This is a genomic window from Bradyrhizobium sp. 17 (assembly GCF_023073515.1).
Classification (GTDB): domain Bacteria; phylum Pseudomonadota; class Alphaproteobacteria; order Rhizobiales; family Xanthobacteraceae; genus Bradyrhizobium; species Bradyrhizobium canariense_D.
On the sequence record NZ_JADPJQ010000114.1, the window covers coordinates 1 to 12,466 of the forward strand.

At 59.4% G+C, this 12,466-nt stretch carries 9 protein-coding genes; 6 read left to right on the forward strand and 3 right to left on the reverse strand.

Going from position 1 to position 12,466, the window contains the following annotated elements; translation table 11 throughout:
* Positions 1–331: 331 nt before the first annotated feature.
* Positions 332–781, reverse strand: a complete 450-nt coding sequence (locus tag IVB13_RS24605) for a PAS domain-containing protein (protein ID WP_247490778.1) — start codon at positions 779–781, stop codon at positions 332–334.
* Between the two features lie 831 nt (positions 782–1,612).
* On the opposite strand from IVB13_RS24605, the gene IVB13_RS24610 reads away from it, so the two are divergent.
* Both IVB13_RS24610 and IVB13_RS24615 read left to right on the forward strand, forming a co-directional pair.
* Positions 1,613–1,918, forward strand: a complete 306-nt coding sequence (locus IVB13_RS24610; protein ID WP_018460443.1) for a phage integrase N-terminal SAM-like domain-containing protein — start codon at positions 1,613–1,615, stop codon at positions 1,916–1,918.
* A 775-nt stretch (positions 1,919–2,693) separates the two neighbouring features.
* Positions 2,694–3,020 carry a lipocalin-like domain-containing protein gene (locus tag IVB13_RS24615; protein WP_157643159.1) on the forward strand — a complete coding sequence of 109 codons (327 nt, stop codon included), beginning with the start codon at positions 2,694–2,696 and terminating at the stop codon, positions 3,018–3,020.
* Positions 3,021–3,445: 425 nt separating this feature from the next.
* Here IVB13_RS24615 and IVB13_RS24620 read toward each other — a convergent pair whose 3' ends face one another.
* Positions 3,446–3,985 carry a hypothetical protein gene (locus IVB13_RS24620; RefSeq protein ID WP_198293420.1) on the reverse strand — a complete coding sequence of 180 codons (540 nt, stop codon included), beginning with the start codon at positions 3,983–3,985 and terminating at the stop codon, positions 3,446–3,448.
* 2,576 nt (positions 3,986–6,561) lie between these two features.
* On the opposite strand from IVB13_RS24620, the gene IVB13_RS24625 reads away from it, so the two are divergent.
* The 4 genes from IVB13_RS24625 (at position 6,562) to IVB13_RS24645 (ending at position 10,918) form a co-directional block, all read left to right on the forward strand.
* The gene (locus IVB13_RS24625; RefSeq protein WP_083926609.1) at positions 6,562–7,074 is read left to right on the forward strand and encodes a septal ring lytic transglycosylase RlpA family protein; all 513 of its coding nucleotides are present in this window, start codon (positions 6,562–6,564) and stop codon (positions 7,072–7,074) included.
* Positions 7,075–7,258: 184 nt separating this feature from the next.
* Positions 7,259–7,498 carry a hypothetical protein gene (locus tag IVB13_RS24630; protein WP_247490780.1) on the forward strand — a complete coding sequence of 80 codons (240 nt, stop codon included), beginning with the start codon at positions 7,259–7,261 and terminating at the stop codon, positions 7,496–7,498.
* Between the two features lie 1,629 nt (positions 7,499–9,127).
* Entirely contained in the window at positions 9,128–9,610 is a 483-nt protein-coding gene (locus IVB13_RS24640) for a hypothetical protein (RefSeq protein ID WP_247490783.1), read from the forward strand.
* Positions 9,611–9,778: 168 nt separating this feature from the next.
* On the forward strand, positions 9,779–10,918 hold the full coding sequence (locus IVB13_RS24645; RefSeq protein WP_083926610.1) for an FAD-dependent oxidoreductase: 1,140 nt from the start codon (positions 9,779–9,781) through the stop codon (positions 10,916–10,918).
* Between the two features lie 749 nt (positions 10,919–11,667).
* On the opposite strand, the gene IVB13_RS24650 is transcribed toward IVB13_RS24645, so the two are convergent.
* Entirely contained in the window at positions 11,668–12,465 is a 798-nt protein-coding gene (locus IVB13_RS24650) for a tetratricopeptide repeat protein (RefSeq protein WP_245288580.1), read from the reverse strand.
* Position 12,466 lies beyond the last annotated feature (1 nt).

Sequence of the window (12,466 nt, forward strand, 5' to 3'; positions counted from 1 at the left end):
GATCTCCTTCAGGCTAGGCTGATTGGCGCGCCATAAACACAATCACGATCATCGAATATGCGTCAGAGCCAAAGTTCGGTGCTTATTCACAAAGCGTTGACCCCAGCACTCTGGCTCTTGCTGAACGGATTCCAGGAAGTGATGAAAGCGCCGCCCCTCGCTTTCATTCTGGTAAATAATCCCTCGATGATGACAGGGCGTTGACCCATTCGAATTGAGAAAGTCCGAGCGCCACTGAATGCCACATAGTCCGTGGCTCGATAAGCTAGAACGAGGTTTGACGGCATTTTCTCTGTTTCTATTACGTTGGATGACGTAAGCGCGAATCGTATCAAGAGGTGTTAGGAATTGCCTCAGCGCTGTAGCGCTCGGCGTCACTTCGCAGCGTCTGGACCAACCGACGTTGCGCTGTAATGTCGAGAGCGATCCCCAAAATACATTCCGGCTCACCTGCGCTATTCAGTAGCACTTCGGTATGGCAGTTAATCCAGCGCAAAGCGCCATTGGGCCGAATGATGCGAAATTCACCGTCGAGCAACGTCCGATCTATCATCAACTCGCTGGGACCGCGAGTCGGACCGCGATCGTCCGGATGAATCCTTCGTTGGATTTCGGTGTATGACGGCGACACCGCATGCGGATCCAATCCGAGCAGCCTAAAAAAGCCACGCGACCATTGCATCTGGCCGGCTGCATCACAGCGCCAGACACCTGCTCCCAGCTTTTCTTCAATCAAACGAAGCACATCGGATATACCGAGATGTGCCTCCAGCTGCAGCAAATTAACCCCCGTTCTCAAATACAAACATTCAACTCTCAATTGCAGAACAATTCAACACTGATGTTTGAGTGAACCCGGCCATACGGTCGCAGGCCGGTGGAACGTCTCTCCACGGGCAACGCCAACGAGAGAGGGCAACGTCGTGCGGTCCTAGAGACCGCCTACACCTCAACCCGGCCAATCGGCTGCGCGCCATTCGACGAGGCCAATGACCCGAAAATCCCTTCCGGCACTGCTGATTTTCTCGAGCATGGTGGCACTGGTTGTCGCATTCGGATTTCTAGCACAGTAAGACCCGCGGATTGTGTGCGACGTCCTCTTTTCCCCCGATAGCGACTCAAATAGCGGACGTCGTGCACTTCGCATTTGGGCCAAGCGGTAGAGTAGCGCTCTAGATATTTGGAGGGGCCTCTTACCAGGCAGGCCCTGTTGCCGCGAGATGGTCTATGGACGCGAAATCAGCCACACGATTTAAACAGCACGTAGATCGGATCATGGAGAGTTATCCCTGGCGCTCACGCTCGCCCAAGAATCTCCAGTAGCTGAGTTTCTGAGATTGAGGACATCGGTCGGCGATATCATCTCTCGGAATAGACTCCGTGCTTCAGGAAAACATTTACAAAGATTATCCCGGTCTGGATGGCATGAAAGGCTGACTGATAACTTCGGCTTCGGGTCAAAGAACGAACCCGCTCTCGCGGGAGGGCTGGCGGCGCGGTCCGCCGATCACGTCTACCGCTGTAACCGTTTGAACGAGCACAGGTGACGGGCGGGCGCTCCGTCTGCAGGATCGAGGGGTCAAGCACTCCAACCTCAAGACAGGAGCCCCCAATGAGCGAGAAGCCCATCAGCCCGCTGCGCCAACGCATGCTCGACGACATGAACATGCGCAGGTTCGTACCCGATACGCAACGCGAGTACATCCGCGCCGTCAAGAGGCTTAGGGTTTTCCTCAGCCCTCCCCCCGACAGTGCGACGGCGGAAGAGCTGCGCGCGTTCCAGCTGCATCTGACCGAGGCCCTGAGGCGGTGGACGCCGGGTGCGTCGCCTATTTGCGCAAGCCGTTCGCACGGCAAACCTTGCGGGATGCCATTGCGAGAGTACTGGCGTAACAGGCGCGGCGCTCCATCGGGGTAGGTCAATTGGGCGCCCATAACCTCAGCAGACTGAACCGCAAGTTGTTCGGCTAGGTGTGAGGCTAGTGAGAACGGGGCTGTCCGTTTTGATCCTGCGCAAGCCGGAGAGTTGCGGTGCTTGAGCAACGGCCAATGGCGAACTAGACCATGTACTCCGCGAAGTGGACAAGTCCGTTCTGGCTTCAAACCGGAGATGGCCGGCTCGCTAGGGCGCTACGGAACTGCTCAATGTATTCCGCTGGCAGGTCCCTTTGAGATCGCGCGCGTTGCAGCTTCAAGACGGGCCGCGATCTCGCTCATCCGGCGCGCCAGATCTTGGAGCGTTGTTGGCTGTACTGGGCCGGCGCCCCTTGGGGAATTCAGCTCCGTTTGCAGGTGCTCGAACTCTGCCTTGCACCGCTCCAGCTCGGCGAGAAGCATTGCGAGATCATCCATTTGGCCGAATGCGCCTCATTCCGGTGAGCTGGGGCCGTCGTACCAGATCAGGGGCAGGCGCGGCACTTGGGAAATTTACGGGTGGGCCGACCCGCTCTCCGCCGCAGGTCGATGATCCCGAGACACACATCTGGGTAGGAGATCAGCCGGCATTCCTGCTGGGTTGGCGGTTGGCACGTGGGTACTGCGGCTAGTCTGTGTCTGTGGGTGGGCCCGCTGTCCAGGTTAGATCGGAATGGCATCGTGTGGGTTTTCATCGCCGATTTTGACCCCGAAGCTCACGCCGACCTTGATCTCACGTGACCGTAGTTGAACAATTAAATTTTGTGGTGGAGGACATAATGAACAAAGCCATTGTTGCTATCGGGCTTGGGCTTGCCCTGTCGGGCGCAGCATTCGCGCAAGAGAAGTCGGCTAAGGAACAGCTTGTTGGTGCGTGGACGCTAGTCGCTGTTACCAGTGAAATGGACGACGGCCAAATAGGCGAACCCTTCGGTCCTTCCCCAAAGGGTGTGATGATTTTCTCAGTTGATGGCCATTTCTCGCTTTTCCAATCGCGCGCGGAAATTCCAAAGATTGCGGCTAATGACCGAGCCAAGGCGACGCCCGAGGAGGCGCAAAGTATCGTGGCGTCAAGCATTTGCCTATTACGGCACATACTCGGTTGACGAAAATACAAAAGGTATGATGGTCAACCTTGCAGCCAGCACCTCCGCGAATGTCGCCGCCATTCCCAATCAGAAAAGAACGATTACTTTGCTAAACTCAGACGAACTAAAATTCGACAATCCCTGAACTCCAAACGGTATGACGCTGCGAACCACTTGGAAGCGCGTAGCGGCGCCCCAGTCGAATTTGAACGGTGGCAATCGCACGCGACATAACGCCACTCTGTAAAAAACCGGAAAACCAACCGGCTGGTTCTCGTCAGATGGTGTCAGAGCGTTGGGCACCAGACGAAAATCGGCCCCGACCAACACGGGGGCTGGCGGTCGGGGGCCGTCCCTTCCAGTGCGCCACAGGCGGCGGTCGTGGGCACACGCGCTGACGTTCGGGTAGCGACAAACCGGTACACCAACTGGCGCGCGCTCTTTCAGGCCGCAACGTGTGGATTGACAACTGTATAGCCGCGCAACGATCGCGCGTGCATCCTTGTCGCGTGTCCGCCTGAGTTGGCGTCATACGCCATCCAAATGTCGCCTCTGAGATGCTGTTCTAGTACGAAGACGTGCCCACGGCGTGCCGCGACCATTCCGGGCGACGGCGACGTACGCGGAAAGCGTAGCCAGTTGGCTGCGAGGTTTAGTTCAGGCACCACACGACCAAACACGCGCAGCGCTGCGCCACAACCACAGAATGCCGCCGGGCAGCCGGGCGGCCGACCCCCGGCGATCCGGCTCTCAGCAGGGACACTCATCGCCAAGCTGTTGGCTGCGGTTACTACGAGTTGTTTGGGACGATACGCCTGCAGTGAATATTGCGAAATTCGTTCGCCGCGCGTCTGCGCGGACGAGAAGTCACATGGCATGATCACGTTGCATTCGGGCGCGTGGCCGATGCGGTAGGGTCTTGCTTCCGAACAGATCGAGCTGAGGACAACGAAGAGACACGCAGAAAATACTTGCTTGAACATTGCAGGGCTCCAAAATGAGGTCCTGCCCCGAGTACCAAGCAACAAACAACAATTTGGCCGAAAAGCGGCCAAGGTTAACAGCGATCGCGGTCCAATATCGTCAACCCTCACGGCCAGACGTTGCGACGCTATCTGATTAACTCGCAGAGAGAGAGAGAGAGAGAGAGCCTTGCACTCGTCCGACTTGTCAAGTCTGCTCCGGGGTGACCACCGGCAACGCTCGGATCGAAGCGATATAATTTCCGCTTCGCGCCCCTGAGCGGCTGCCGGTGTAGATGGAGCCCTAACAAACGGCCCCGACGCATTCCACGTCGGGCCCTTAAGATCGTCGAGCCGGTTACATCCGCCGTGCCCTCTGATGCTTGATGTGTCGATTACCGCCCACGATCTAGTGCAGAGCGTGCACTGCGGCCGCAATAGCAAGGCCGTTTGAACAGTCGTCATAACACGCGCGTCGATGTTAATGCCACGAGGTTCCCGCACCTGGACGGTTGCTTGGGCAACAATTAAAAGTCGAACCGCTCGTTCCTGCGCGCCATGAAGATTTTGGAAGCCACGAGCCGCGGCGAAATGTCAATTCATGATCGTAAGCAGATCCGAACCAACCCGGCGTAGCTCTCGCTTTTTCTCGACCGGTCAGCCCGAGCTCTCACGCACCAGCCGGGCAATTCTGCGAGGACCATCCCACACCTCTACGGCGGGGTACGTATCGAGAAATTTCTCTGCTCGCGTTCTGGCGCCTTCATCCGTCGGACTGTCTTGATAAACCGCCCGAGCAACGCCGGATAAATCGACCACATACGCAACGTACCGCATGGCAGTTCCCAAGTGCCGGAAGCTACAATACGACTCCGCCAACTGTGACGGCCTTCGTTTCATCTTACTTTCGAACCTTTGACGAGCGCCGGCTGGTGATCGAGACTTGCTCTTGGACAACCTGCCGCGCCTCCACCTCGCCTGTTTGGTTTAGGAGGGCAGGAACTCTCTTTCGGACGTTCTCTTGCCAGCCATCGCAGTACTCTAGAACAATTTACGAGGCTCCCAAGATCGACCTATGGCTTAGGAACCAACCGGCGCCTACGGACCCGAATACCCGAATATCCGTTTCGGTTGGAGTTCGTTCCGCAATGGGGACCGGGGCGCCCCTTCCCCGGTGAGCCATGCTTGCGCAGGGGTCGGGGCCGTTCCGCGCGACGCGCGCTGCATTCACAAGATCCTCCTTGCGCGAGGATCTGTAATGGCGCGCCTCGCCCCCGCCGAAAGTGGTTCGCTACAGAGGAGGTGGCGCAGGCTTGGATTGATGAGAACGATCGGGAGGGCGTCGGCTTCGAATACGAGGTGATCGGCGCGCCAGCGTGAACTTCATTGGCAAGCCATGTCGCAGAGCCACCGCGCGGCCGCCCGGCGGATAGGATCGAGAGAACAACCCCTCGCGCGTGGCCCAATTGTGCCGAAACATACAGCCAGCCAGGGCGCGCGCGAAAGCTGCGGCGTGGTCATCCGAGGTTCAGGAAGGAACGTCTAAGGTTGGTCAGCGGGGATGGGCTCCGCCGGAGTAGCATGGATGAAATACAAACTTACACTTGCCGCAATAACCGTTCTCGGTGGGGCGGCATTCTCAATTGCAACGGCATCGGCAATGCCCGTTGCTCCGTTGGGACAATCAAACATCGCGAACGTTGAGACGGTAGCTCTGGTTTGCGGCCGGCACGGATGCGTCCGAACCCGCCCGGTCTATCGTCCTGCCTATCGCCGCGGCGTAGTCGTCGTTCGTCGGCCTTATGCCCATCGGTACTATCGGCGCTACTGATCAGAGGTTTCGTTCACGTAAACTGGCGTACCCTACTTGTAAAAAGGCCGCCAACTGAGGCGGCCTTTGGTTCTTTGCTCAACCGTTTTAGTGAGGAGAGAGGACAGCGGCCACGTTAAACGCCAGTGGAACCAGAGCGCATGCGCCAGCTGAGAGCAGTCCCTATGTCACCGGCCTCCTTCGCGCATGCATTCCTGTGGGAGAAGTGGTAGCCAACTGCTGAGGTCCGACATTTTCTGGCGTTATTTGGACGTCATCCAACAACTTCGCGAGTTCGTTTCGGAGATTTATGTTCATAGCAATTGCTCCGAGGCAGTTTCGCTGAAGAAGCGCGAAAGACGCAAACTGCCGGCGATTGGAATAACACAGAAGAGCCGTGTACGGTTGCGATCCACTGCGAGCGAGGCTGGATAACGCGCGGAGCTTCTTAGGCGGCTCGCGGCATCTCGCCCCACGAGCTGCCCGTGGCCCGTTCAATGTCCTGCTCGTCTCTATAATCAGGCGAAGAGATTCACGCCACTGAACCGCCTGCACGCCAGGCCAGGTTGACGCTGCTTCGCAAAGCGTCGAGCTCTAGAACGGCTCGCCGGTTCTCGTGAATGCGCTGCAGCGGACCATCTGCTTGTTGCACTGCTTCCACTCTTCGCCATGCAACACATTCAAATCGGTATCAGATCACCTCTCTACACATGAATCCCGATGTGCCGGAACGCGCCTTACGAGTTTGCATTGTTTGTCAGTCTGGTGATTTGTAGTGAGGTCGATCATGCGTCCGCTTTCTGGAATGATCGTGATTGCAGCGGTCTCAATCTGGACGGGGCTTCACGCCGCCCCAGCCGTTGGGCAAACATTCAATGATAGATGGTCCATCGTGCCAGACGCTCACGCCGAGCCCGCTCCTGAAGGACTCGATAAGACAAAGAAGGAGGAGCCGCAAGCGCAACGCCCGAGCGGACAAGAGCCCCTGAAAGATCGTTCAGGCGCTCAATCTTTCAATCGAGTTATTTCCGGAAAAGCCTCCTACTATTCGTATTCCAAAGGCAAGACAGCGAGCGGTTCATCGTTTGATCGGAATCTACTAACCGCGGCGCATCGCCGTCTGCCGTTCGGCACGAGAGTCCGCGTCATTGATCTTGAGACGAACAAGTCGGTGGTGGTTCGTATCACCGACCGCGGACCATGGGTCCGTGGCCGCGTCCTCGACCTCTCGCTGGCGGCTGCGCGCAGCTTGGGGATTACGAATCGTGGCGTGGCTCAGGTTCGTGCTGAGGTGTTGTAGCGGACGACCATGCCCTGCGAAAACACGCGACCGCCGCCCACGCGCCCTTACGTCAATAGTCCGCCTTTTGGCCTGAAACGAATCTGCCGTGTCTCTAAAGAACCCTGACGCTATCGCGGCCCTCGTATCCGTCCTCAGGCTCGTCCACGGAGACGAAGTCGCGCGAACCATGCTCCTGGAGGGTATGAGCCTCGCCACGCTGACGGACACGATGTTCTCCGCGCCGATAGCACATCGCGATGCCGTTCGATACGTCGCGAGTGCCTTAGATGACTTCGCCATTACACCAGAACTTGGCTCCGTCTGGCAACTTCGTTACCTGTATGATGATCAACCCGGCTCATTTCGCGTCGTCGATATGGAGATAGCCACGCCGGCCGGTACGCTGTCCAGCAACGACCTTTGGCTTCGGCTGCCCGTCTAACTTGCAATGCGGACCGTGCTTCGACGATTAGCCGGAGCCCCCTGCCCTACGTGCCGGCCTTGTAGGTCTGGATCGTGCCGGCCGTTATCTCACAGCATGAGAGGGCGCGGCTGCAGCTCATCGATGCCTTTCCCGGCAGGGCTGCGTCTTTACATGCCATGGCCTGAGCCCGGTTGGCCGCGATGATCCAACTGCTCCCGCGCCCGTTCACGTAGGCGAAATTGCGAGATCGGTGACGCCCAGCGAGCTCTGAAATCTTGATCTAACTTGCATCCTGCGTGCAGGCTGGCAGCTCTCTTAAATCCGCGGGGGATCGACCTTCCGAGCACGAACGCGACGAAGAGCGACTGCAAGGAAGATTTTAGAAGCTACAATCGAAACCGGCGTGTGCAGAAAGTATTCGCAGTTGAGCGGCACGAGGCGTGCCAAAGGACACTATGCCCGTCGAAGTCGGAAGAGCCCAGCAGGACAAAGAAGTTCAAATCCTTGCAGGCGGATGTCCACAGTGGCATCACGTATCGCCATTTAGCCGAGTTACCGTAGTTCCTTACTGTAGCTTATTTCTAGAGCCGTCCACGGTTTGCGAAAAATGAACGTCTTCGCGAAAGCTTAGCGCCCAGAGTTCGGAGGAGTGGATATCCTCGGCGCGGCGAGAACCAGGGACCAGTAGCTCGCCCCCTTCCGCGAAAGCGCTCTGCGTTTTTTCCGCGCGGAGCTTGTCACTTCTACGGTTCGAGCCACGTTGACACATTAGATCGCGGGAGCCGCTAGGCTCAGTCGCGCTTGACCCGAAGTGAGGTGTGGGGCTCCCGGCTGACGGTTAGCCTCACAAGCCACCTGCGGAATCCTCCGCGAAAAGTGTGGAGAGATAGTCTGGAGCGGCCGGATTATGGGCGCGATGATGATGCGCAAGGAGCCCGCGAGCGCGCCCAGGAGGCCGTTCGAGAAGCCGACGGGCGGAGGCGGAAGCCTGGTCCGTCCGCATGGAATGCTACGGGGGCCCTGCGCAGCCCTGCCCGACGATCGATCAATGCTTAGTGGCGGACTCGCCTGGCTGGAGGTTGAGTGCGCCCGCTGCAAGACACGCGAGCCTGCCATTCGACGTCATACATCGGCATAAGCACACGCCGCTCTGGAGTTTAGGCGCTTTTTCCTGCCTCGATCAGCCTCGAACTTTCGGCGATCGGACTCATTTGCCGACGGCGCCTTCGCGCGCAGCGCTGGGCCCGAGCGCACAGGCTAAAACTGTGCTAAACAACGAAAGTCAGCACCATCGTCAAGGGTTCACATGGAGCACCAAATGGCTTCCACGCGGGACGACAGCGTCGCGGAACGGCAGATCGCGGAGGAGCTTTCGCACCTGACGCGCAAGGCGGAAGACGGTGCCTCGGTCCAGCCGACCATGGAGACGTCTCGCGCACCGGCAACGAACCATCAACCGACGAAACAGCCCCACGTGGCCTTCGTCTGCTCTCTGTTGGCTGTGTCCTTTGCTGCTTGTGGTGGTGGTCGTCCTCCGCACAACCGGCGATGAGGGCCCCTTCGGACCCTGCACCCCTGACGCGGGGCCCCCGAGATGCTGCGGCGCCGAAAGACGCGGCGCCGTCTGCAATCGCCCTGGTTTCCGACTTGACGCAGCAGCTGCAGTCGATGACGCGCGATCTCGCTGCCTTGAGGCAAGCAGTCGAACAGCTTAACGTGACGCAAGAGAAATTGGTCCACGACAATGAAAATGTGGCGCGCCAACTCAAGACAGGCCAGGAAGAACTCGCACGTAACAGCCGTGTCATCGACGATGTCAAAGGGATCCAGATCCAGATGGCCCGCGAAAGTCAAACGCTCACCGATCGCCTCAACGCAAACCAGGAGCAACTCGCCCGCGCCACGGCGAACGCCTCAGCACCAAAGGAGATGATGCCTGAAGGTACGAACGCAATCCCAGAAAAGCCACAGGTCATGCAGGAAGTACCATTGCCGCGTCCACGGCAGTCGGCCAATGTTGCCCAGGCGCCAAAGCCGGCGCCAATTGCCAGACCGCAAGCTATAAAACCGCAACCGTGTGGCCATGGTCGCGCTAAGCCGCGACCGACCTGCTCCTGCGGCCGAAACTAAAGCTATGGAGACGGGCGCCGTTGACTGCGGCTCCTATTCAGACTTTCGGATCTGGCCCGCTGTCGCCCCGCGGTCCCTTTCGCTACGTAATCGCCCTCCCGTAGACCTTGTAAACCCGCGAAATCATCAGGATGATCGGCGAGTCGTAGCATCGCTCGCGAGGCCTTCATGCGAAAATGCGAAGTCGCCGTGCTGGGTCTAGGACTCATGGGCGGAGCAGCGCTCAACTCATTGTTGGATGCCGGCGTCGATGCGCTCGGCTTCGACCCTGTCGGACCCGGTTCGGATCGAGGCTCGTCACATGGTTCATGTCGAATTTTCCGTCGCTTCAATTTCGAAAACCCCAACTACACCAGCCTGAGCGACGAGGCTCATGCCGGTTGGATCCGGCTGCAGGCCGAAAGCCGTCAAACGGTTCTGACGGAAACCCCTGTTTTGGAGGCAGGCCTCCCCGGCTCTGCGATGGTGGCGTCGTCACGCGCGGCCGCGATCGCGAAAGGGCGCCCTGATCCGATGTTGACCGCGACCGTAGCGAACAAGGAATTTCCGGCTTTCGCCCTGCCCGACGACTGGGACGTCGTAGTACAAGACGGTGGCGCGATACTGCGGACCGGTGTCGTCATGAGACTGATGCGCTCACGCGCCGGCAACCGTGTGATTCCGGAACGCGCGAGCTTCACGCCGCACCACGACGGCGTATCGATCCGCACGGTGACCGAAGAGTTCTTCGCCGAGCGCGCGATTCTGGCGCTGGGTCCATGGCTCGGTCGCGCACTCCCGACACTGGGCGCGCTGCTCAACGTGACCCGACAGGCGGTCGGCTGGTTCAAGCCGACCCGCCCTGACACTGTGGCGCTCGGTCGTTTCCCGATCTTCATTCTGGACCGAGGTCCGAACGACGTGGTCTACGGCTTTCCGGACTTCGAACAGCGCGGCGTCAAAGCGGCGCCTCACAACCACGGGCCCGTGGTCGGCCCCGACGACTGGGGTCCGCAGGCCACCGAGGCCGAACTCCGCCCGGTCGGCGATGCGTTGGCGGCCCTTGTCCCGGGCGCGGCCGGGCCAATCATCGATCGAGACGTCTGCCTCTACACCAACACCGTGCCCGCCGACCGCCTGCCCGATGCGGGCGAGGAATTCATCATCGATCGCTGGCCGGATTCCCGCCTAATCGTCTGCTCCGCGTGTTCAGGCCACGGTGCGAAGTTCGCGCCTGCCATCGGGCAAAGGCTTGCCCGACTGGCCACCGATCCGTCCTACGAAGCGGAGTCCTTCTTTCAGCTTTCCCGATATTCTCAATTCGCCTGAGCGGATATCGCGGCGTGGCCGGATCGGCTACGTTACCCTAGCGGTGTCACTGGCCGATATGTTCTGCGCCGGCGAGCTTCGGCGCGGGACCTCCGAATTCGCGCGCGAAGACTATTGAAGCGCGAATTGAGCCTTGAGCCGTGGTGTGAATCGGCGTGGCCCGAGGCTGATCGGCACGATAAGTCTCTGATTCACATCACATTGGAGGGGGCATGCTTCGATGCCGATTCACATCCCGGCCTTCCGCCGACCTGCACGCTCGTCGGCCGGACGTGCCGCGGTGGTCTCGCAGCGGCGAGCAAATCCTGTAGCTTGTAACCGTAGTTAGTCACGTCAACCGCGCCTCACCCCACCGAAAATTTTAGAATCCTCAACGCCTTGGTCATTCCCGTTTGGAGGAGCGGTGATCCTCGGGTAGGCGGGATACGTACTCGTCCACATTCCGGACCAGCGGAGCACTGATAAGGTTTTGCGTATTACCTTATCAGTTGGCCAGCTGACTCCGCTTCGTATGAAAGCTTATCAGTCGATCAACTGACCCCGTTTTGACTCGAAAGCTGATGAGTTCGCCATCTGGCTCTGTTTCGTACGTCTGCTTATCGGTTTTGTAGGAAGCAGAACCGTTTAGCATTTTTCGGGTATCGCTCGCTGGGGGAAAAATCAATAAAAAAACTGCTCGACTGCTGCAGCTCAGGTTCTCTCGGTAGGGGAGAGATGGCATTCTCCGACGGGCACGCGTTGAGGACGGACTACGGTACGCCGTAGCGCGCGAATTCCTCGGCGATGTCGCCCCGGACAGCTTTCGCGGCCGCGACATCGGCTTCTCCCGAAGCCGTCTCGCCGCGGCGGATCTTTGCCCGGCCGCGACCGTACAGCGCGGCGGCGAGCGTGGGGTCGATGCGTAGCGCGGCGTCGTAGTCGGCGATGGCCGCATCGGTCCGTCCAGCCTTGAGGTGGGCGAGCGCGCGGGAATCGTAGGTCGCAGCCGTATGCGCGCCCGACCCGATCGCCTTGTCGCAGGCTTCCACCGCGCCTTGCGGGTCGCCCGTGCTCGCCCGGATCCAGCAAAGGCCGCTCCAAGCCACTTCCATGTCGGCGTTCAGACGAGTCGCGGCGGTGTAGTCGCTTTCGGCGCGTACGAGATCGCCCTTCTTCAGCCAGGCCTGGGCGCGGTTGACGAAGGCGCCGGGGTATGCCGGCTGGAGGGCGATGGCTCGGTCGAAATCCTCCATCGCGGCGTCGTAGTCGCCTGTCCTCAGTCTCGCCGCGCCGCGGTTGTTGACGGGCTTGGCGAAGGTCGGATCGATGCCTATGGCCGCCTCGAAGTCGGCGACAGCGCGGTCGTAGTCGACCTTCGCTGCGTAGGCGATGCCGCGGTTGTTGTGGGCGATGGCCAAGGCCTGTGGCCCGCCACGGCCGGCTGCGATGAAGGCAGAGCAGGCCTCGATCCTCCGGTCGGGGGACGAAGCGGCGTTGCAGAGCTCGACGTTCCGGAATTGACCTTCCGGCTTCTGCGCCGACGCGGGGGCGGCCAGCAGCAGGATCATA